The sequence below is a fragment of the Hephaestia sp. MAHUQ-44 genome (assembly GCF_023806085.1).
Classification (GTDB): Bacteria; Pseudomonadota; Alphaproteobacteria; order Sphingomonadales; family Sphingomonadaceae; genus Sphingomonas.
This window is the reverse complement of the sequence record NZ_JAMSLX010000023.1, coordinates 1-22,982: the sequence shown is the minus strand read 5'-3', so window position 1 is coordinate 22,982 and position 22,982 is coordinate 1. Positions and strand designations below refer to the sequence as shown.

At 62.2% G+C, this 22,982-nt stretch carries 13 protein-coding genes and 3 pseudogenes; 11 read left to right on the top strand and 5 right to left on the bottom strand.

Annotated elements, in window-relative coordinates; all coding sequences use genetic code 11:
* A pseudogene (locus NFE57_RS16060) lies at positions 1–320 on the top strand (transposase); the annotation flags it as partial.
* A 29-nt stretch (positions 321–349) separates the two neighbouring features.
* Here the strand turns inward: NFE57_RS16060 and NFE57_RS16055 are convergent.
* The 4 genes and pseudogenes from NFE57_RS16055 to NFE57_RS16040 form a co-directional block, all read right to left on the bottom strand.
* Positions 350–1,526 (bottom strand): annotated as a pseudogene (locus NFE57_RS16055) (IS3 family transposase).
* A gap of 80 nt (positions 1,527–1,606) precedes the next feature.
* A pseudogene (locus NFE57_RS16050) lies at positions 1,607–1,864 on the bottom strand (transposase); the annotation flags it as partial.
* Between the two features lie 125 nt (positions 1,865–1,989).
* Positions 1,990–4,167 (bottom strand): TonB-dependent receptor, encoded by a 2,178-nt coding sequence (locus tag NFE57_RS16045; protein WP_252136602.1) that lies wholly within the window; start codon positions 4,165–4,167, stop codon positions 1,990–1,992.
* A 31-nt stretch (positions 4,168–4,198) separates the two neighbouring features.
* A complete protein-coding gene (locus NFE57_RS16040; protein ID WP_252136601.1) occupies positions 4,199–4,939 on the bottom strand; it encodes an aspartate/glutamate racemase family protein in 741 nt (246 codons plus the stop codon).
* Positions 4,940–5,199: 260 nt separating this feature from the next.
* On the opposite strand from NFE57_RS16040, the gene NFE57_RS16035 reads away from it, so the two are divergent.
* The 3 genes from NFE57_RS16035 (at position 5,200) to NFE57_RS16025 (ending at position 10,449) form a co-directional block, all read left to right on the top strand.
* On the top strand, positions 5,200–7,653 hold the full coding sequence (locus tag NFE57_RS16035) for a helix-turn-helix transcriptional regulator (protein ID WP_252136600.1): 2,454 nt from the start codon (positions 5,200–5,202) through the stop codon (positions 7,651–7,653).
* 139 nt (positions 7,654–7,792) lie between these two features.
* A complete protein-coding gene (locus tag NFE57_RS16030; protein ID WP_252136599.1) occupies positions 7,793–9,355 on the top strand; it encodes a hydantoinase/oxoprolinase family protein in 1,563 nt (520 codons plus the stop codon).
* Complete coding sequence (locus NFE57_RS16025; protein WP_252136598.1) at positions 9,352–10,449, top strand: S-methyl thiohydantoin desulfurase family protein; 1,098 nt, start codon at positions 9,352–9,354, stop codon at positions 10,447–10,449. The genes NFE57_RS16030 and NFE57_RS16025 overlap by 4 nt, the downstream gene beginning before the upstream one ends.
* 459 nt (positions 10,450–10,908) lie before the next feature.
* On the opposite strand, the gene NFE57_RS16020 is transcribed toward NFE57_RS16025, so the two are convergent.
* A complete protein-coding gene (locus NFE57_RS16020; RefSeq protein ID WP_286207878.1) occupies positions 10,909–11,784 on the bottom strand; it encodes a LysR substrate-binding domain-containing protein in 876 nt (291 codons plus the stop codon).
* Positions 11,785–11,884: 100 nt separating this feature from the next.
* Here NFE57_RS16020 and psrA point away from each other — a divergent pair, with 100 nt between their 5' ends.
* The 7 genes from psrA to NFE57_RS15985 form a co-directional block, all read left to right on the top strand.
* Positions 11,885–12,994, top strand: coding sequence for an iron-containing alcohol dehydrogenase PsrA (gene psrA / locus NFE57_RS16015; protein WP_286207877.1), 1,110 nt, complete (start codon positions 11,885–11,887; stop codon positions 12,992–12,994).
* A gap of 11 nt (positions 12,995–13,005) precedes the next feature.
* A complete protein-coding gene (phnA, locus tag NFE57_RS16010; RefSeq protein WP_252136595.1) occupies positions 13,006–14,256 on the top strand; it encodes a phosphonoacetate hydrolase in 1,251 nt (416 codons plus the stop codon).
* Between the two features lie 2 nt (positions 14,257–14,258).
* Positions 14,259–15,710, top strand: a complete 1,452-nt coding sequence (gene phnY / locus NFE57_RS16005) for a phosphonoacetaldehyde dehydrogenase (protein ID WP_252136594.1) — start codon at positions 14,259–14,261, stop codon at positions 15,708–15,710.
* A gap of 70 nt (positions 15,711–15,780) precedes the next feature.
* Positions 15,781–17,088, top strand: a complete 1,308-nt coding sequence (locus tag NFE57_RS16000; RefSeq protein ID WP_252136593.1) for an MFS transporter — start codon at positions 15,781–15,783, stop codon at positions 17,086–17,088.
* 187 nt (positions 17,089–17,275) lie between these two features.
* The gene (locus NFE57_RS15995) at positions 17,276–20,455 is read left to right on the top strand and encodes a TonB-dependent receptor domain-containing protein (RefSeq protein WP_252136592.1); all 3,180 of its coding nucleotides are present in this window, start codon (positions 17,276–17,278) and stop codon (positions 20,453–20,455) included.
* 94 nt (positions 20,456–20,549) lie between these two features.
* A complete protein-coding gene (locus tag NFE57_RS15990; protein WP_252136591.1) occupies positions 20,550–21,857 on the top strand; it encodes an alkaline phosphatase family protein in 1,308 nt (435 codons plus the stop codon).
* Between the two features lie 120 nt (positions 21,858–21,977).
* Positions 21,978–22,982: AMP-binding protein (locus tag NFE57_RS15985; RefSeq protein ID WP_252136590.1), on the top strand; the 1,005-nt coding region annotated here is incomplete at its 3' end.

Below are 22,982 nucleotides of genomic sequence, written 5' to 3'. Positions count from 1 at the left end.
AGCAAGACCGACCCGACGTCCTGAGTCAGCGCCGCGATTGGTTCGATGGTCAGATCGATCTGGAGCCGGAACGCCTCGTCTTCATCGACGAAACCTGGACCGCAACCAACATGACCCGTAGCCACGGTCGTTGTGCCAAGGGTGAGCGCCTGCGGATGGGCTACCCCCATGGTCACCGCAAGACCATTACGCTGGTCGCCGGCCTGCGTAGGACCGGCATGGTCGCGCCGCTGGTGCTGGATGGGCCGATCAACGGCGATTGGTTCGAAGCCTATGTGGCCCAGGTTCTCGTGCCCGAGTTGCGGCCCGGCGACATCGTTGATGGTCCCCCGGATTTGTGGACACGGGTTTAGGCCATTTGTCGTTCGGCCTGTTCTGGGGTCCTGTATCCAAGAGCGGAGTGGATCCGCCGCCGGTTATAGTAGCCCTCGATATACGCGAACAGATCTCGTCTGGCATCCTCGCGGGTCGCCCATCGCCGTTGGTGGACGAGTTCGACCTTGAGCGTGTGGAAGAAGCTTTCCATGGGCGCATTGTCGTAGCAGCAAGCGGTCCGGCTCATCGATGGTTTGGCTTTCATCGCAATAAGTTGCTTATCGTATGCCTCCGAGGCGTATTGGCTGCCGCGGTCGGAATGGCAGATGAGGCCTTCGGCCGGTCGTTGCCGTTGCGCGGCCATCATCAAGGCGGCCAGCGGCAGCTCGGTGCGCATATGGTCGCGCATCGACCAGCCGATGATCTTGCGGGTCGCCAGATCGAGTACGGCGGCGAGATACAGCCACCCTTCGCCGGTCGCGATGTAGGTAATATCGGCGAGCCAGACGCGATTGGGCGCCTCGGCGACGAACTCCTGCTTCAGCAGGTTGGGCGCGATCGGCAGACGGTGGCGGCTGTCGGTGGTGCACGGCTTGAACCTGCGCCCTGCCAGTGCGCGGATGCCGTGACGCCGCATCAGACGCTCGACACGACCACGACTTGCCGTCCTGCCTTCCGCGCGAAGCGCGGCATGCATCCTCGGGCTACCGTAACGCCCATGATGCTCGCCATGGAGACGACGCAGATCGGCGAGCAGCGAGCGGTTGGCGCGTGCCCGAGCACTTTCCGGACGATGGCGCCAAGCATAATAGCCGCTGGCCGATACCTCAAGGACCCGGCACATCAGCCGGATCGGCCAACGGTCGGCATGATCGCGGATGAAGTTGAAGTTCATCTCGGCACCTCCGCGAAGATGCCGATCGCTTTTTTTAGCACGTCGCGCTCCATGCGCGTGCGATCCAACTCGCGCTTCAACCGCGTGATCTCCGACGCTTGGTCCGCTGGCGACGGCAACGGCGACAACCCCGGTGACGACGCCGCACGCGCCCGCGCGCTCCCACCGCGAACCGCCGCTCGCCAGTTCCGCAACATCGATGGCGAGATACCCACCTCGGTCGCCACCTGCATCAGCGGCCGGCCGCTGCTCTCCAGCAGGGCAACTGTCTCTCTCTCTTGAACTCGGGAGAAAACTCCCTCCTCGTCTTCGGCATTGCACACCTCCATGCCCTTACGGGCTTAGCAAAGGTGTCCACTGAATCGAGGGACCATCACCTCGCGAAGTAGGCGGCGGCTTTTTTAGTATGTCTCTTTCCGCCTTCAGCTTGGCCACTTCGCGGCGCAGCCGCTCTATCTCCAACTGCTCCGGCTTCCTCTGACCATTGCCGGGAAGGGCCTGCACCGGATCGGCGGATAACTCCCGAACCCATTTACGCAGCACATTTTCGTGCACATCCAGATCGCGGGCAGCCTGCGCGACAGCAACACCCCGCTCACGCACCAACCTTACCGCCTCAAGCTTGAACTCGCGGCTGAACTTCCTTCTCTGCATTCCTGCTCTCCGATAGGTGAAAACACCTTATCTCGGTGTCCACCAAACCGGCAGCAGGCCACTTTGCCGCGCTTACTATCGAATATTCTAACCAGATACGCGCTCTATCTCCTTCGGGATGCCGATTACAATTTATAGGAAAGATTGACGCCAACCGTGCGCGGTGCGCCATATTGGTAACTCCACCCTACGCTGGTGAAGAGTGCTTGCGTCCGGTAGCGCTTGTCGAACAGGTTCCTAGCATAGACCGAGAGCCTGAAATGGTCACCGATATCGGCGCCCGCCTCACCGTTTGCGAGGAAGTAGCCGCCTTCGAGCGCCTCGGACGGATTGCGCACAATGTCGAAGGCGAGACGGCTCTGATAATTGCCTGACAGGGTGATGTCGGCCGCGAGGTCGCCGGACATCGTCCAGCCGTATTTGATCGAACCGTTCAGCGTCAGCTTCGGCGCGTTCGGTAGCCGGCTGCCCTCGGCCACGCCGGCGACGATTGACCTGGTGATCTTCGTGTCGATGACGCCGACGCCGAAATGGAGGTCGAGCCCCGTCGTCGGGCGCCAAAGCGCGTCGCCCTCAAACCCCCTCACCCGCGCGTCGCCGACGTTGGTGATGCCGAAGAGCACGCCGACGGGGGAATCGAAGAGCGGCCCATAGAACTGGGCGTGCTCGTATTCGTAATCAAATGCCGCCGTATTGATCTGAAGATTGGGAAGCACCCGGCTCTTGATACCGACCTCATAGGCAGTGACCGTCTCGTCCCGGAACGGTTGGATCACCGTCGGATCGAAGGTGAGCTGCCCCTGAAATCCGCCGGACTTCACGCCGCGGCTCACATTGGCGTAGATGAGCGTGTCATCCGCCAGTTTGTAATTGAGCCCGACCTTTCCGGACAGTCGCGACGTGGAGTAGCGACTGCTCACGGCCGGGAAGGCCGTCGTGTAGACGCCGTTCGATCCGAAGAACGTCGTCACATTGTCAAAAAGCTTGCGCTCGTGGGTGAAGCGCAGGCCCGCGACGAGCGTAAGCTTGGGCACGAACGTCCATTCTCCGTGAAGGAATCCGGCATAAGCGTTCGTCTTTTGATGATAGGTGTTCCCGAGCGTATCCCCGAAGCTTGGTAGCAGGTCGATGATACCATAGGAGTCGCGATCGCTGACCGTGTCGTGCGAATAATAAACGCCGCCGATGAGGTTGAGCGTATCCCGCGAATAGGCGAGCCGCAGTTCCTGCGATTGCTGCTCGATCGTGTTGCGGAATATGCTGTCGAGCTGGTGCAGGCTGGTGCCGTCCTGATCGGACTCGTCGAAACGCTCGAATTTCTCATAGGCCGATATCGAGGTCAGGGTCAGCGCGTCGCCAAGCGCATAATCGACCGTCAGCGAGGCGCCGAAAGCCTTGTTGTCCAGGTGCGGATCGTTGCTGGCGCCCGCTACCCGAGGCCGGTTAACGTACTGATCCTCTTCGGTCGTGGTAACGTTGTCGACCTTGTACAGCGATTCGTCCGAACGATCGTAACCGGCATGCGCGCTGAGACGGACGCTCAGGCTCTCCACCGGCGCCCAGGCGAGTTGGAGGCGCGCCGCGGTGCGATCGACCTTGCCGACGCGCTTGCCCGTCACATAGTTCCGCTGCCAGCCGGAATCCTGGTGTTCGGTCGTGACGGCGAAGCGCCCGTTCAGGGTCGACGTCAGCGCGCCGCCGACCGCGCCGTTGAAGTGCCAGTTCCGATAGCTTCCATAGCCCGCCTGCATCCTCACGTCGGTTACCGCCGAAGGTCGGTTGCTGATGATGTTGATCGCACCCGCCGTCGTATTTCGGCCGTAGAGATCGCCCTGCGGCCCCTTGAGTACCTCGACCCGGTCGATATCGAAAAGGCCGAACGACAGCATCGCCGGCGAAACGAGATAGACGTTATCGACATAAATGCCCGCCGCCGGGTTGTTGTTCGACGCATAGTCGTTGAGGCCGATGCCGCGGATGGTCACGTTCGGAACGCTGTTCCCGAGCACGTTCTTAATCTGGACGTTCGGGGTCTGGCTGGCGAGGTCAACGACCTGCTTGACGCCCGCACGGGCGAGGTCCGCACCGCTCAGCACATTCATCGCGATGCCCACATCGTTGCCGCGCTGCTCGCGCCGCTGGGCTGTGACGACGATGTCTTCGATTTGATTAGCCGGGACCGTATCGGCCACCGACTGCGCGGGCTCGGCGCTCGCCGCGGGCGCCGACTGCGCATGCGCTGCGGCCGGCAAACAAGCGGCGACAGTCGCAAGCAGGAGAATGCGGTTCGTTGACGTCATCATGGTATCCCCCCAATTGTTTTTGGCCTTCTGATCACCCGATAGACGGAATGTCGAAACCGACGACGTCCTTCGCCCGCGGCGCGGCGTACGTACGCTTGCTGTGCCGCAACCCGCACTTGGTAATCGCTTCCGCCACGCACACAGTCGCCGGGATCGGATCGATCACCGGCACGTCATGTCCTGCGGCGAGAAGATGTTCTTCCATCGCCGCCGCGCACCCGAGGAACCCTGTGCACCCAAGCACGATGACGTCGGCGCCGTCGCGTTCGACCGCCTGCTGGGCGGCCTGCGCCAGGCTGCGCTTCACCTCCTCGAAACGCTCCCCGAGTTCGAGCACGGGGATGTCGACCACCGGAATCGATGCCAATTTCTCATGAACGCCGTAGAGGCGCGCGAGATTGGCAAGCATCGGCTTGACCGAGTTCAGCACCGTCACGATGCTGAATTTCTGGCCGAGCATGGCGGCCAGATGCATCGAAGTCTCGGCCGGTCCGAGCACGGGAATGCGGACAACCTCTCGTGCCGGCTTGAGGCCGGGATCGCCCATGCAATCGATGATGATCGCATCGGCGCCGCCTCGCTCGGCCTCGATGGCCCTCCGAATCGTATCGGGCACGGCCAATGCCTCGTCGAACTCGCATTCGATCGAGGGCGGCCCACGATCCAGAAACGAATGGGTGAAGGACAAGGACTGGCTCGACAGATGCGCAATCTCGTCGAGGTTGCGCAGCGCCGTCGTCGTCACCGGCGTAATAAGATGGATTGCCGTCATCGCCCCCTCCACCGCTTTTGTTCGTTCTGGAAAAGTGTGCGCCGCGGTAGCCGCAGGACAAGCCTCATGATTGGGAGAGTCGGCTGCCTGCCTAGTAGGTGAGTAATGTTACTCAAGATCGATGACTACTAACTTTGGTAGTCACATCTTCGCATTTCGGCGATCCAATGCTATAGGGATACGGCGAAAAGGCGCACCCACCCCGTTCCATGAGGATAAGGCCAGTGGCAGTCGCTCCCGGTTCAGACACGAATTCCAGAATGGCGATCCTGGCGGAGCGCGTGGCAAGCATGCGCGCGATTGCCGTCGTTTGTGCGCCACCGGGCTTCGGCAAGTCCGAGCTGTTTCATGTTGCCAAGGCGCTTGCCGGCCGTGACGCACAGGTCCGGATTGTGCGGTTCGATGCCGCTCGTCATCGCGCCGATCCTCGTGCAGCAGCCGAGGCGGTGCTGCAGGCTCGAACGCATGACATCGTCATCGTCGACGGTTTATACGGTGCCGATGCGGACGCCCTCGCTGAGGCGATGATGCTCCGCTTCCCCGCGCCGGACAGCCCGCGCGTCTGGATCGCACTGCGTCACCTCAAGGAGTTGGCGCTCGCGCGGTTCATGGTCGACGGCACCGCCGACGTGATCGACTGGCAGAGCTTGCGGCTTACCGACGCAGAGGGCCGCGCGCATGTCGATCGTGTTCCGCCGCGCTTTCGAAAGCTCGTCGGCGCACTCGCGAAGAATTGGCCAGCGGCATGCGCCTTGCTTTGCAGATGGGCGCAGCAGGCCGCCGCGGAAGAAGCCGATTGGGACGTCGCGGCGATCCTCGCGGCATGTGGGCTGGACGATTATATCGAGCAGGAAATCGTGCCGCTGCTTTCGGCTGAAGAACTGGACGCGCTCGTCCACGCAAGCATCACGGAAACGATCGAGGTCAGCCCCGAGAAACGCGGAATAGCACGATCGCATGCGCTTCAGGCGGTGGTCGGGGCGAGTGTCAAAATTGCGGGACTCATTGAGCGTAACGGCAATCAGTTGGTCCTGCACCCCGCCTTGCGCCACTGGCTGGCGACGCGTTTCGAGACACTCCCCAAGGAGCGCCAGATCGAGACGCTTGCGCGTGCTGCCCGGGAATTTGCGGCGAGGGACGATCTCGTCGTTGCGGCCCGCCTGTTTCGCGGGGCGGGGATGGAGGAGGAAATCGAGCGCGTCGTCATCGAGCGCGGCTCGCTCCTCATCTGGATGACGCACGGCTTCGCGGCGATCCGGGAAGTGGTCGAACAGGCCGGAGAGCCCCATGTCGAACGCTCATCGGTGCTCCAGATGATGCGATGCATCGTCCTCATGAAGACGGGGCGGATTGCCGAGGCGCAGCGCCATTTTGCCGCCATCCATATCGATGAAGCCGATCTTACGCCTATTCTCGAACGGGATCGGGAAATCACCCGGATAACCTTGCTGGTCTACGGCTGCGGACCACAGCGTGGCGACGATCTGGAGCGTTTCCGTTCGATCGTCGCCCGAACCGCCAGCGAGCCGGGCTGGAAATCGCTTCTCTCTACCTTGTCATGCATGCTCAACGCCCAGCGCGCGCAGTTCGATGCCGCGCTGGCGAACCTGATCGAGGCACGTGTGCATGCCCGGAGTGCCGATTCGCGCTACAACCTGCTCTTCCTGTCGCTTCACGAGGCCAACATTCACCTCGCGCAAGGCGCACTCAAAGAGGCGCGTGCGGCCCTGGGTGAAGCGCGCAAGCGCTGGCGGCAGGAATTCGCCGACGATCGGGGCGCCGAAACGGTCATGTCGGCGCTGATGGCGTCGCTCGAATACGAACTCGGGCAACTGACCAGCGCGCGTTCATCGGTGCGGAAATCTGCCTATCGCATGCCCGATTCCGAAGCCTGGTTCGATATCTATGTTGCGGCCTATGAACCGATGGCGCGCATCATCGTCACCGATCACGGAACGGGGCCAGCACACGAAGCGCTGGCCGATCAAAGGCGGAAGCTGATCGCCCAGGGATTGCCGCGGGTGGCCGCCATGCTGCAAAATCTCGCGATCGTGCTTGCCGGCGAGCAATGGGTTCGCGACGGGACTATGCCAGGCGACACCCTGCAAGGCCTGGCGGCCCTGGATGCCGTTCCGGCCTGGCAGGAACAGGAGATGTTCGGGCTCGCCAGCGCCTATATGGCAATGTGGAAAGGCAGGGTCGACGAAGCAGAGCGCCTCCTGCGCGACGGCATAAAGAGCAGTGACGAACGCAAACTAGCGCGCTCGAGCTTGCGGTATCGGCTCGCGCTCGTCACGCTGCTTCTCAAGAAGAGCGACGAACGGGCGGACGCAGAGCTTCGGCACGCCTTGCTTCTTGGCGCGCGGCTGGGTGCGCGCCAGGTCTTCCTCCACACGCTGAACCAGGAACTCGCGGCGGCGATGACCAGGCTGGCGGAGGCCGCGGAAGGGAGACGTTCGGGCCTGAAGCGTTTTGTCGGGGCCTTGCGCGCGCCACGCCGCATAACCGGGAATCATGGGGAACTGTCACTATCGGCACGCGAACTCGACGTCCTCCGGGCTCTTGACGAAGGCGGCAGCGACAAGGTTCTCGGCAGACTCCTCGATATTAGCGAGCATGGTGTGCGATTCCACCTCAAGAGCATCTACCGGAAGCTCAATGTCCACGACCGCTTGTCCGCCATTCATCGCGCCAAGGAAATCGGCGTAATCTGACTACCTGATTTAGTAGTTTGGTACGAATGATGGCATTCGTAACCTCCTAGGTAGATCGATCCGCCTCCCAAGCAACGTCGTTGATCGTCCCCGCTCAAAAGCGCACCTCGATGGGCCATCAAGGGGGTGCATAGCGAAGATGCGAATCGGCGTAGATGTGGGCGGAACGAACACGGACGCGGCCCTTATTTCGGGACACGACATCGTTGCCGCCGTAAAGCGCCCGACGAGCGCCGACGTCGGCGGCGGCATCGTCGACGCCGTCCAATCGCTCATCCGCGACGCCGATGTCGACGCCAGCGACATCGAGGCCGTGATGATCGGCACCACCCATTTCACCAACGCGTTCGTCCAGCGCCGCGACTTGACGAAGGTTCTGGCGATCAGGATCGGGGCGCCGGCTTCCCGTGGAATCCCGCCCTTCTCCGGCTGGCCGCGGGACGTGCGCGATGCCGTCTTCGGCGACAGTGCCCTGATACGCGGGGGCTTCAATTTCGACGGGCAGCAAATCGCGGACTTCGATGCGGAGGCCGTCGCGGATGTCGCCCGCCGGGCCGCGGACGCGGGGATTACACAGGTCGCGGTGTCGTGCATCTTCAGCCACCTGAACGCCGAACAGGAAGTGCGCGCCGCCGAGATCATCGCTGAGGTCGCGCCCGGGCTCGGCATATCGCTTTCCTCGGAACTCGGGCGCGCCGGGCTGCTCGAGCGCGAGAATGCCGCGATCATGAATGCGTGCCTGAGGCCGCTCGCGTCGAAAGTGGCCGTAGCGTTCGGCGATGCGCTGAACCATCTCCAACTGATCTGCCCCTGGTATGTCAGCCAGAACGATGGAACCTTGATGAGCGCCGCGCAGTTGCGCCGGCACCCCGTCCTGACCTTTGCGGCGGGCCCTACCAACAGCCTGCGCGGTGCGGCCTGGCTGACCGGTCAATCCGAGGCCGTCGTGATCGATATCGGCGGCACGACGACCGATATCGGCGTGCTGCGCAAGGGATTCCCCCGGCAATCGTCCGTCCATGTCGATGTCGGCGGCGTGCGGACCAATTTCCGCATGCCCGACATCCTCTCGGTCGGCCTGGGCGGCGGCAGCCTCGTGGTGGTCGACGGCGATAGCGTGCGGGTCGGCCCGCAATCGGTCGGCTATGCCCTGCGCGAAAAGGCACGGGTTTTCGGCGGCGCGACGCTGACCGCGAGCGATATCGCGATCGCATCGGGATGGGCCGATTTCGGAGACGCGGAGCTGGTCGCCAACCTCGACGGGCGGACGCTGAACGCCGCCCGTCGCGAGATGGCGCGTATCGTCGCCGAAGCGATCGACCGCATAAAGACGACCCCGGGCGCCACCCCGGCGATCCTGGTTGGCGGCGGCAGCATATTGGTCGGGGAAACGCCGCCGGGGGTTTCGGATCTGCATCGCCCGGACCATGCGGGTGTGGCCAACGCGATCGGGGCCGCGATCGGGCAGGTGAGCGGCGAGATCGACCGTATCTACACGATCGCCTCGCCGGCCGACAGGGAAGCCGCCTTTATCGAAGCGCGCCAACTGGCAACGCAGCGCGTGCTCGATGCAGGCGGCACGGAAGACGGCCTGGAGATCGTCGACCTGGAAGCGATCCCTTTGCAATACGTGTCAGGGGGAGCAACGCGGGTGATCTGCCGCGCCGTGAGCGACCTGGCGGCGATGGAGGCACGCGCATGATCGGTGAAATCGGTCTCGACGAGATCGAGGACCTGGCCGTCGGGTCGGCCTTTCTCGGGACGGGAGGCGGCGGCGATCCGTATCTCGGATCGCTGTTGTGCCGCGAAGCGATCGGCCGGTTCGGGCCGGTGCGGCTTCTCGATATCACCCGGCTGGCCGACGACGACGCCGTGTTCGGTGCAGCGGCGATGGGCGCGCCGACGGTGATGATCGAGAAACTGTTCTCGATCGAGGATCAGGATCGCGCCGTGCGCGCGCTCGAACGGTTCCTCGGTCGGACGGCGACCGCGATCACGTCGCTCGAGATCGGCGGCTGCAATTCGATGATGCCGATCGCCTATGCCGCCATGCGCGGGTTGCCGATCGTCGATGCCGACGGCATGGGCCGCGCATTCCCGCAGCTTCAGATGACGAGCTTCAACATAGGTGGCGTTGCCTGCGCCCCGATGACGCTGGCGGACGAGCATGGCAATGTCGTTCTGTTCGAGACCGAAAACGGCAAGAAGGCAGAGGAACTCGCGCGCCCCGTCGTCGCGGCGATGGGGGCTGCGGGGTGCATGTCCTGCTACCCGATGACCGGTGCGCAGGCCCGCGCAGCCTCGGTGCCGGGAACGCTGTCGGCCGCAATCGCAATCGGCCAGGCCATCGCCGGCAAGCGGCACGCCGGCGGCGCGCCCGTCGAGCGCCTCATCGCGGCATTACGCGAGCAATCACTCTACGGTGAGGCCCGCTGCGCCTTCGAAGGCAAAATCGTGGCCGTGGAGCGGGTCACGCGCGACGGCTGGGTGTTCGGCAATTGTGAGATCAAGGCGCTTGAATCCCCGGCGGTCGCTTCGGTTGCCTTCCAGAACGAGAATCTCAGCGTATCTGTCGCCGGTCGCCTGCGCTGCATCGTGCCCGACCTGATCACCATCGTAGACACCGAGTCGGCGCATGCCATTCCGACCGAACGACTGTCCTACGGGCAGCGCGTCTCGGTGATCGTCTGTGTTGCGCCTCCACAACTTACCACGCCCGACGCGCTTCCGGTCGTCGGCCCCGCTGGTTTTGGACTGGACGGGCACTACCGGCCCCTGACGGAGCTGATGGACTGATCGGCACCACGTCGATGGCGCCGCTTCAGAATCTCCCGAGCCACAACGATTGCGATTCGCTCCGTATGGCGACACGCCTCGAAGAGGATAGGATTGGCAAGACGAAATTCTGGCGGTGCCGCTCGACCCGACGTCGTGCTGCTCGGCGAGGAAGATTTTCAGCCTAGAATAATACATTAGGGTCAGGATCCATTAATTGCGCGGTCGTGACGGAGGCGGGAAAGATGGCGCGAGGGTAGGCGAGACGGCGCGCGCGTGCGGGCCATAGCGGCGCTATGGCCCAATCAAGCAACGCCGTCGCGGCGTTTTCCCGCCCCGCCCTTCGGGTGTTGCCATGCAGGCCCGTGGCAGCGTCGACGCGCCTCGACGGGTAAAAACCCCACCTTCGACGCCTCTCCTCGCCACGAACCCGCATGGCAACATCACGATCCGTGCAATCAATGGATCCTGACCCTAACGTCACGAGTTGCTGAGCAAGCGCGTCACCTCAAGGAACGCCGAGATCAACCGGGATTGCAACCGATCCCGGCGGCACACGATGTGTGCGTAGTTGAAAATCTCCGCATCGAGGATGGGCAAGCGCCTGATGCGGTCGTCGCCGATATATTCGGCGCTTGAGACGAAGCCAAAACCGGCGCCGCTCGCGACCGCTTCGCGCACCGCTTCACGGCTGCCGATCTCCATCACGATCTTCGGCCGGACGTGCGCGATGGCCATCGCCTCGTCGCTGGCGCGGCGGGTGTTCGAACCGTGTTCGCGTGCCACCATGGGTTCGCCATGAAGTTCGGCGATGCGTATCCCGTCACGGTGCGGTGCAAAGAGCGGATGATCCCGTCGCCCGAACGCCACGATCGCGTCCTTGCTATATTGCGAGAACCAAAGCCGTTCATCGTCTTCGACATAGGCCAGAACGGCGACATCGGATTCGAATTCGAGCAGGTTCTTGAGGACGATGTTGGAGTTGCCGATCGAGACCGAGAGCGCGATTTGCGGGTAGCGGGCATGAAAGGCGACCAGCATTTCGGTGGCATGGAAGGGGCCGACCGCCCCGACGCGGAGATGGCCGGTGCGCAATTCCTGGCTTTCCGCCAGAAAGTCTCGGGCGTCGGCTTCATTGGCCATGATGCGCCGCGTAATTTGCTGGAGCTGCCGGCCGGCATCGGTGAGGTGCATGCGCCTGCCCGTTCGGACAAACAGTTCGATCGAATATTCTTCCTCCAGCTGCCGGATCTGGGTGGTCAGCGTCGGTTGGCTGACGTTGAGATTGCGCGCGGCGGCGGTGACGCTCTCGGTCTCGGCAACGGCGTGGAAGGAGCGAAGCTGGGTGTATCTCATAGGTTTTTTATATAGATCATGAGAAAACTATCAATTGGACTTCGGTAGCGCCGCGCCCTCCAATGCCGGCAAGAAAAAAGGCACAGGAGGGAACACGGCGATGGCCGCATCGTGGAAATACGCAAATCCGGTTGAGGTGACATTTGGCGAGGACGCCGTGTCCGCGATCCGGGACAAGGTCGCGGGTCGCCGCTATTGTCTCGTCACCTATAACGACCATCCGTATTTCGACGACATGACGCAGGCGATTGCCCGCGACATCGGCACACCCGCCGTCGTGGTGCGCGATGTCGAGGCGAACCCCAGCTTCAACGGATTGCGCGGCGCCTGCCGCACCTTCGGCGCCGCGACCCATACGCCCGAAGTCATCGTTGCATTCGGTGGTGGATCGGTGATCGACAGCGCCAAGGTGCTGGCCGTATCGGACGGCGATTTCGACCGCGTCCAAGCCATTCTGGAGCGCCATGCCGGGCAGGAAGTGCGCCCCGCCACGCCGATCATCGCGGTGCCGACGACCTCGGGCACAGGGAGCGAGGTGACCTCCTGGGCCACGGTTTGGGACACCGACGCCAAGAAGAAATATTCGCTAAACCGCCCGGATCTTTATCCCGAACACGCGATCGTCGACCCCAAAGCATCGCTGGGAGTGCCGCGCGATCTGACGCTTTCGACTGGTCTAGATGCCCTGTCGCATGCGCTTGAAAGCATCTGGAACGTCAATGCCAATCCTGTTTCGGCCAATCACGCCGTTTTCGCCGCGGCCGAGGTCATCGAGACGCTGCCCCAATTGGTGGACCGGCTCGATGACGTGGGCCTGCGTGGGCGGATGGCGCGCGCGAGCCTGTTGGCGGGGTTCGCCTTTTCGAACACCAAAACCGCGCTCGCGCACTCGCTCTCTTATTATCTGACGCTGCATCACGGCACCGTCCACGGCGTCGCCTGTTCGTTCAGCCTGCCTGCGGTGATGCGCGGGGTCATCGGCCAGAATGCGGCGTGCGACGAGGCCTTGGCGCGCATTTTCGGCGCGGACCTTGCTGCCGGTGCCGATCGGCTCGAGGCCTTTCTCGCCGGCCTCGGCATCTCGACCCGCCCGACCGATTACGGCGTCACCCAGGAAAACTGGCTTGCCGCGATCGATGACGCGCTCGCCGGCGAGCGCGGACTCAATTTCATCGGCACCCGCGACGCCGTTCTGGCCGCCACCGCTTGAGGAGAACATCCATGACCATGCCTATCACTTCCGATGCCGACGTCGTCGTCAATGGCCGCTCCTACAGGCGCCCTGAAAAGCCCGTCGTCGTGATCTGCCTCGACGGTTCGGAGCCCGGCTATATCGAGCGGGCGATCGAGGCCGGCGTCGCGCCCAATCTGGACCGCCTCATGAAGACCGGGACCAACACGACCGCGCTGTCGGTCATCCCGAGTTTCACCAACCCGAACAACCTGTCGATCATCACCGGCCACCCGCCTGCCGTGCACGGCATTTCGGGCAATTTCTTCTACGACCGCGAGGCGGGCGTCGAAGTCATGATGAACGATGCCAAATTCCTCCGCGTCCCCACCATCCTGGCCGAGTTCCAGAAGGCCGGGATGAAGGTCGCGATGGTGACCGCCAAGGACAAATTGCGCACGCTGTTGGGCAAGGGGCTCGATTTCAAGAGCGGCACCGCGATCGCGTTCTCGTCGGAGAAGGCTGATAAAGCGAACAAGGCCGAAAACGGGATCGAGAATGTGCTCGACTTCGTCGGGCGCCCGCTACCGGAAGTCTATTCCGCCGATCTCTCGGAATTCGCCTTCGCCGCCGGCGTCAAGCTCATGGCGACCTTCCGGCCCGACATCATGTACCTGTCGACCACCGACTATGTGCAGCATAAGGCGGCGCCGGGGACCAAGGCCGCGAACGACTTCTACCAGATGTTCGACGGCTATGTCGGTGCGCTCGATGCCGCGGGTTGTACGGTGGTGATCACCGCCGATCATGGCATGAACGACAAGCATCGTTCGGACGGCCAGCCCGACGTCATCTACCTCCAGGAACTGTTGGATGACGCGCTTGGCGCGGGAACCACGCGCGTGATCTTGCCGATCACCGATCCGTATGTCGCGCATCACGGCGCGCTGGGATCGTTCGCCACCGTCTATGTCGAGGCCGACAAGGTGTCGGCGGTGATCGACGCGGCGAAGGCGATCGAGGGCGTGACCGTGGCCATCACCGCCGCCAAGGCGTGCGAGCGCTTCGAACTGCCCGCCGATCGCATCGGCGATGTCGTGATCCTCTCCGATCGCCACAAGGTGCTCGGCACGGCCGCGGCCAAGCATGACCTGTCGGGCCTCACCGAGCCGCTGCGCAGCCATGGCGGCCTGACCGAACAGACCGTGCCGATGATCGCGAACCGCGCGATCAAGGTCTCGCCCGACCGGGTCTTGCGAAACTTCGACATTTTCGATGTCGCGCTGAACCTGGTGCGGTGACGATGAATATCAACATCACCCCCCCCGTTCGCCGCGAGGCCATGCGTATCGCCGGCAAACTCGTGCAGACCGACGATGTCGTCGAGGTGCTCAACCCCTATGACAACAGGGTGGTGGGCACCGTTCCGGCGGCACGCCCCGAGCATGTGCGCGCGGCATTCGAGGCTGCCAAGGCCTTCAAGCCCGCGTTGAGCCGCTACGAGCGCCAGCAGATCCTGCAACGCACCGCCGAATTGCTGCGCGATCGTCAGGAAGAGTTCGCGCGCCTCATCGTCGCGGAGAGCGGGCTGTGCTGGAAGGACGGCCTTTACGAGGCAAGCCGGGCGTACGACGTCTGGTCGTTCGCGGCGCAGCTCACGATCCGCGACGATGGCGAGATCTACGATTGCGACATTTCGCCGATGGGCAAGAAGCGCAAGATCTTCACGACACGCGTGCCGTTGCTCGGGGTGATTTCGGCGATTACGCCGTTCAATCACCCGCTCAACATGGTGAGCCACAAGCTTGCGCCGGCGATTGCGACCAACAATCGCGTGGTGCTCAAGCCCACCGAATTGACTCCCCTTACGGCACTCGCGCTGGCGGATGTGCTGTACGAAGCGGGGCTGCCGCCAGAAATGCTATCGGTCGTCACCGGTAACCCGTCGACGATGGGCGACGCGATGATCACCGATTCCGACGCCGATCTCGTGACCTTCACCGGCTCGGTTCGGGTCGGGAAATACATCGCCAATACGGCTGGATATAAGCGCATCGTGCTCGAACTGGGCGGTAACGATCCGCTTATCGTCATGGACGACGCCGATCTCGACAAGGCGGCCGAGCTTGCGGTTGCGGGGGCGACCAAGAACTCGGGCCAGCGGTGCACCGCCGTAAAGCGTATTCTCGTTGTCGAGAGCGTCGCGGATGCATTTTCCGAATTGGTGGTGGAGAAGGCGAAGCGCCTCAAGAGCGGTGACCCGATGGACCCGGCGACCGATGTCGGCACGGTCATCAACGAGCGGTCGGCGATCCTGTTTGAAAACCGCGTGAAAGACGCGGCCTCCAAGGGCGCGACCGTCCTGCACGGCCCCGAACGGCGCGGCGCCTTGTTCGCCCCGACCGTTGTCGATCACGTGGCCTATGATTGCGAGCTCGTCCGCGAAGAGACGTTCGGCCCGGTCATCCCCATCGTGCGCTGCCCGAACGATATCGAAGCGGTGATCCGGATTTCGAATTCGACCGCCTTCGGCCTTTCCTCGGGCGTCTGCACCAATCGCCTCGATCATATCGCGCGCTTCGTCGCCGAACTCGAGGTCGGCACGGTGAATATCTGGGAAGTGCCGGGTTACCGGATCGAAATGTCTCCTTTCGGTGGAATCAAGGACTCAGGCCTTGGCGATAAGGAAGGCGTCGTAGAGGCCATGAAGGGATTCACGAATGTCAGAACATGGTCATTGCCTTGGGATGGTTAGGTGAAATCATAAAATTGTAAGAAAACTATACAAATAACAATCTTACAATACTCCAAGGGGAGGGGCGCAGATGAATTATGCGCAGCAGAGTGTCGCTGTAAAAAGTGATGCTGATAAAACACAAAAATCCTTCCGTCGAACACAATGGCGGATGCTGCTTGCCGCCATGTTCTGTTACCTGTTTTTTTATACAGGTCGGCAGACGTTCGGCTTTGCGATTCCTGGTATCCAGGAAGAATTTGGCGTTTCTAAAGAAACTATGGGCTGGGTCAGCGCCGCCTTATTGTGGTGCTACGCCATCGGCCAGGCGATCAACGGCAATATAGGCGACAAATTCGGTGGCCGTCGCGTGATGAGCGCCGGTGCTATCCTTTCCTGCGGTGCGAACTGGGCCGTCAGCTTTTCGACCGGCGTTGTATCGCTCGGAGCTCTGTGGGGGTTGAACGGCTATTTTCAGGCGCTGGGCTGGGCGCCAGGCAGCCGATTGTTGTCGAACTGGTTCGGCAAGAACGACCGCGGCAAGATTTTTGGTTTCTACGTCTTCGCCGCCGGCATGGCGTCCGTCCTGTCTTTCGTCACCTCGATCATCGTCGTGCACACGCTTGAGCTCAATTGGCGATGGATTTTCCGTCTGCCGGTGCTGCTGATGCTGGTCGGGGGCATTGCCTTCTATCTGATCGCTCGCGAGCGCCCGGAAGACCTTGGTTTCGTGTCGCCACACGACGCTGAGGACGAGGATGATGGCGCCGCCGCCGGCGCGGCCGATGAGACGTCCTGGCAACGCTACAAGGCGGTTCTTTCAAACTGGCGGCTGCTCCTTGGCGGCGTGGCGATCGGTTTCCAGAACTCCGCCCGGTACGGTCTGCTCGTCTGGGTGCCGGTGCATTTTCTGGGCGGTGATTGGGCCAGCGCATCGGGATCGGCCGCGATCATCGATCCCAAATGGGTCAGCGTTGCCTTGCCGGTGGGCATGGCGATCGGTGCCGCCACCAACGGCTGGGTATCGGACAACATCTTCGGATCGAAACGCTATCTCGCCATCGTGCTCTACATGGTGCTGGCGACGATCACGTCGTTGTACATGTACACCATTCCGGCCGGAGAGATTTACCTCGGCCTTGGTGTCCTCTTTCTCTGCGGTTTCTTCGTCTACGGACCACAATCATCGTTCTGGGCGCTTTGTCCCGATCTGGTCGGCAATAAAAGAGCCGGCACTGCAGTCGGTATCATGAATTTCTTCGCATATCTTTTTGCGGGACTTGGAGAACCGCTAATCGGCAGCTTTATGGATACCCATAATGATACGTCATTGGTGTTCCTGATCGTCGCCGCAGCAAGTGCATCAAGTGCAACAGTAGCTTTATTTATTCGTCGGTGATCGGCCGATGGACTGTTTCGTCACGTGAAAACACCCCGCCGGTAGCGATGCGGTCAAGCCAACAGGCGGCCGGTTACCAGCACAACCACGACTATTGATCAGGAGAGGAAAAATGATGGCTCGTCATTTGATTCTATGCGGTACCTCGATCGTGGCCGCGCTCGTTGTTGCGTTGCCAGCGCATGCGATGTTTCAAACCGTTGATACCGCACCGCCGGCCGAGGAGGACGAGGCGGGCGTGGGGCAGGAAATCATCGTCACCGGTTCCAACCTGCGCCGCACCGAGGTGGAAGGCGCATTGCCCGTCACGGTCATCGACCAGGCGGATATCGACGTGCGCGGCGGATCGACGGGGGCCGATCTGTTCGCCACCTTGCCATTCGCCGGCCCGCCAGCCATCAGCGAGGGGACCATTGCATCGCAGGGTGCCCGCGGCGACGTCACCTCGATCGATTTACGCGGCATCGGCTCGGGCAGCACCTTGATGCTCATCAACAGCCGCCGCATCGCACCGCATCCGCTTTCTGGCACCGATCAGGGCGTGCCCGCGCTTTCGGCCAACGCCAACGTCATTCCCACCGCCTTGCTCTCGCGCGTCGAAGTGCTGCGCGACGGTGCCTCGGCGATCTATGGTGCCGACGCAGCTGCGGGTGTGATCAACAACATCATCTCGCCGACCAGGGGCGGCGGTCGCCTCGCCTTCGATACCGCCCTTACCGAACACGGCGGGGCGGAAGAATACCGGATCACCGCCGCCGACACGTTCAAATTCGGCAAGACATCGGTCGGCGTTTCGCTCGATTACTTCAGCCGTAACCAGTTGCTGTTTTCCGAGCGGCCGTGGGGGAGCCATTCCGACCTGCGCCGCACGCGCAAACTTCCCGCGCCGTGGAACGGTCTGCCGATCAACAATCCGGCAACGGGAACCCCGTTCGCGCTGGATAACGATATGGATAACAGCAGCACAATCAACCATTACGGCCAATATCGCCGCGGCTTCATTCAGTCCGATTATCTCACGTTCGACGGCTCGCGGCCCGATGGCAATGGCGGCATTTCGACCGACGTCACCCCGGCTGGCGGCGTGGCGACGATGGCCAGCAACGGCACCTTCTTCCTCTATCCCGATGCGACCGGGGCAGTGAATTTCAAGCAGACCACGCCATCGCGGAACCTCGGCAATCCGGAGGGCGAATATTATGATAACCGCCTACCGCATCGCGCGCTGTTGCCGGGGTTGAAACGTGTAAACGCTGGATTGTTCGTCGAGCACGAGCTCACCGACCGCATCACGCTGTTCGGCGATGTGCTTTATTCGGGCTCACGTGCGAAGAGCCAGCGTGAATCCGCTAATATTCAGAATGTTAACGAGCCCGGTCTCTATATCCCGGCCTCCAACCCATACAATCCGTTCGGCGCGCATTTTTACGACATCGATGGCCTTCCGAACGCCGATGGGACGCCGCGCATTCGCGGCACCCCCGCTGATGTCACCATCATTTCAGGCTTGATTCCGCCCGGCACCAAGGATCGGTATATCCAGGTGAACTCGAGCTTTTACCGTGCGCTTGGTGGTGTGCGTGGGGAGTTCGGCGACAATTGGTCATGGGAAAGCGCGCTGCTTGTTTCCGGGGCCTATAGCCACGAAACCGAGCAGAATATCTACCGCGAATCGCTGTTGCGCATGGCGCTAGATCGCACCGATGCCACAGCGTTCAATCCGTTCCCCGTGACGTTCAAGGTCGAGAACGATCGGGTCGTCGTGGACAAACCCTATATGAACCCGGATTCGGTGACCGAGCCGATGTACGACACGGACAATCGCTACGGCAAAACGCAACTCGTGACGTGGGATGCCAAAATCTCCGGCGAGCTTTGGCAGCTTCCGGGCGGTGGGGGCCGTATCCAGGTAGCCGCGGGTGGCGAAGCACGCTGGGAACGCTACGATGCCTGGAAGGCGCCGTTCGCGGGGGTCAATCCGCCGGGATCGGGCAATTACTTCCCCTATCTCCGCGAGAACGACAACGATTTCATCGCGATGAGTCCGAATACGGATCTCCACGCCAAGCAGAATGTGCAGGCCGCTTATGGTGAAATCGCCCTGCCGCTGGTGACCGATTCCAACCGCTTCTTCCTCGTCGAATATTTCGAACTCAGCGCGTCGCTGCGGCACGAACGATTTTCTATCCACGGGCAGAGCACCACGCCCAAATTTAGCGTTCTTTGGGGGCCGGCGCCGTGGTTGAAATTGCGCGGCTCCTACAACCAGTCGTTCCGCGCGCCCAATCTCGCCCAGACGGCGACCTCGCCGCTCCTGCGGGTGAACTACGCCACCGACCCCTATCGGTATACGGTCACCAATACCGCCGCGGACGGCAGCGCCCCGCGGCGCACGTTCCGCCAGGGCAATGACCGGCTCGATCCGGAAACGGCCGAGAACTGGGGTGCGGGGTTCGTGCTCGATGTTCCGGGCATTCGCGGGCTCTCGCTTACTGCCGATTATTGGCGGATGGAGCAGACCAACGCGATTACCGCGCTTGGCAACAGCAAGGTTCTTGCGCTCGACGAACTCGCGCTCGATCTTGCGACACAGGCCGGGCTGGCGTCCGGCAAGACGATCGATCAGATCGATCTTGGCTCCGGTTCATCCAATTATGCCGGCAATTCGCGCGTCACGCGCCGCGCGCCGACCGACGAAGATCGTGTGGCCTTCGACGCCTATAACGCGGCCCAGCCAACCAACGCCACCAAGCGCGCGCTCGTTGGCGAAATAACAAGCCTCGTTAATGACTATATCAACCTCGGCACGCGGCGTCTGGCTGGCCTCGACATTGGCTTCCAATATCGTGCGCCCGATTTCGGGCTCGGTCGTTTCACGCTGAGGGCGGAAGCGACGCGCAATTTGAAGCGCGATGAAGAGCTTGAGGATGATGGCGTGGTGATCGACCAGCTCGGCAAGAACGGTCGCGCCAAATGGGTCGGCAACGCCACGCTCAACTGGAAGAGCGGGCCCTGGTCGGCGAGCTGGTTCTCGACCTATTATGGATCGTTCGCCGATACCTCCGCTGCAACCACCGAGGCGATTTACGAGGCGCTCGGTAAGCCGAAGAGCATCAAGACGTTCAACGACAATGGCATCATGCGCTATTATCTGCGCGTGAAGCCGGCCATCCTGCACAATGTGCGGCTCAGCTACGACTTCGGCGACAATGGCAGTGCCTCGCGTCCGCAATATTCGGTCACGCTCGGCGTCAACAATCTCTTCGATACCTGGCCGCCCGTCGCGGACGAGGATTCTGGCTATTACAGCGGCACGGTCAATCCGCGCGGCCGCCAGTTCAAGCTGAGGTTCGAACGGCGGTTCTGAAGCGGCGTAAGGCAGGTCAGCGAGACATGGTTCTCGCTGACCTCACGCGCCCGCCAACCAATTGATCTTACGAAGACAGCTGTGGAGACCCATCATGAAATCCTGGCGTACGATCCCACTTGCAACCGTTTTGGCGCTCGCCGGGGGGCTGCTCGGATTGCCGGCTGGCGCCAACGCGGCCAGCGCCACCGAAGCTGCGGCACAGGCCGAGCACCGGCAGCCCGTTTTGCTGATCTCGATCGACGGGATGAAACCCGAGGCGGTTTTCGAGGCCGATAAACACGGCTTGAAGCTGCCCGTGCTGCGCAGCTTCGTAACGAAGGGCAGTTATGCCGAGCGTGTGATCAACGTCAATCCGACGGTGACCAGTCCCAACCATACGACGCTGGTCACCGGCGTGACCCCACGCGAGCATGGCATTTATAATAACCGGCCTTTTGCCCCGACCGAGAAGCTGCCGAGTGGATATAGCCTATATTCTCAAATCAAGGCCCCGACGCTGTGGGGCGCGGCAAAGTCCGCCGGGATGGTCACCGGTGCCATTTTCTGGCCGGTCACGCTGGGGGCCGGCGATATCGATTTCAATCTACGGAACGGATCTGACGAGGATGATGATCAGATCGCGAATGATGCGATCGCGTTGCTCGAAAACGAACGGCCCGAATTCCTGACCGTCCATTTCGTTTCCCACGATCACGAGGCGCATAAGACCGGCCCGTTCAGCCCCGAGGCCAATATCGCCCTCGAACGGATCGATGCCGCCGTCGGACGCCTCATCGATGCCCAGTGGAAAACGTTTCCTAACTCGGTGGTCATGATCGCGTCGGATCACGGATTTTTCACGGTTTCCCATCAGGTTAATACCAATACAGCGCTTGTCGAGGCAGGGTTCATTACCTTGAACGACAATCCCGGCGCGTCGCCCGAGCAGTCGGTGGCCGCGTGGAAAGCCTTTGTCTGGTATGTCGGCGGGATGGGCATGGTGGTGCTGCACGATCCGAAGGATCAGCAAACCCGGAGCCAGTTCGAGACCTTCTTGTACAACCTTGCCGGCAATCCGGAAAACGGGATCGAGCGGGTCTATCGCCGTGACGAGTTGGCGGGCAGGGGCCTGGCGCCAGAGGCCGACATGGTCGTGGCGTTCAAGGAGGGCTACAGGATGGGCAATTCGCTGAGGGGGCCGCGCGTGGAGCCCTTCGTCGGTGGGGCCCATGGCGCCTTCTCGACGCAGACGATCCGCCCGGACATGCATTCCTCGTTCTTCATCCGGGGGCCGGGGATTGTTGCCGGCAAAAACCTCGGCACGATCGACATGCGACAGATCGCGCCGACCATTGCCGGGAAATTGCAGATTGCGTTTCCCTCCGCAAAGCAGCCGCCTCTGTCGCTGAGCGATCGATGATATCCTTTGCGGTGTCCGGCGTTTCCAAGGCGGCAATGCAATCTGACACCGCATCTGTAACGGGCGAGGGGGCGTGACCGCCCTCTCGCCGCCGCGATTGGCGTGACGAAAGAGAGTGAGATGGCCGATTTTTTCCCGATTCCTGCTGATTGGGCGAAGGGCGCGCGCGTTGATGCGGAGCGCTATGAACAGATGTACGGGCGCAGTCTGGCCGATCCGGGGAGCTTCTGGCTTGAGCAGGCGAAGCGGCTGGACTGGATCAAGCGCCCCGAGATTGCGGGCGACTGGTCGTTCGACGAGCAGGATTTCCGGATTTCGTGGTTTCGCGACGGCGTGCTCAACGTCGCCGCCAACTGCCTCGACCGGCATCTGGAGAAGAATGGCGACACGATCGCGCTGATCTGGGAGCCCGACGACCCCGCCGACGCGCCGCGCCGCTTCACCTACGCCCAGCTTCATGCCGAGGTGTGCCGCTTCGCCAACGTGCTCAAGGCCGAGGGTGTCAAGAAAGGCGATCGCGTTACCGTTTATCTGCCGATGATCCCCGAGGCGACCTTCGCCTTGCTCGCCTGCGCGCGGATCGGGGCAATCCATTCGGTGGTGTTCGGCGGCTTCTCACCCGAAGCGCTGGCCGGGCGCATCACCGATTGCGATTCGAGCGTGCTGATTACCGCCGACGAGGGCCGCCGCGGCGGCAAGCGCGTCGCCTTGAAGGCCAATGGCGATGCCGCCGCCGATCATGCCCCCGCGCTCCGGAAGATGATCGTCGTCAAGGCGACCGGCGGCGAGATCGCGATGCAGCCGGGGCGCGACATCTGGTACCATGACGCCGCCGCCAGCGTGTCGGCCGATTGCCCGCCCGAGCCGATGAACGCCGAAGACCCGCTGTTCATCCTCTACACCTCGGGCTCGACCGGCAAGCCCAAGGGCGTGCTCCACACCACCGGCGGTTACCTGCTGTGGTGCGCGCTCACGCATGAAGTGGTGTTCGATTACCAGCCGGGGCAGGTCTATTGGTGCGGCGCCGATATCGGCTGGGTCACCGGGCACAGCTATATCGTCTACGGCCCGCTCGCCAACGGCGCGACGACGCTGATGTACGAAGGCCTGCCCAACTGGCCCGAC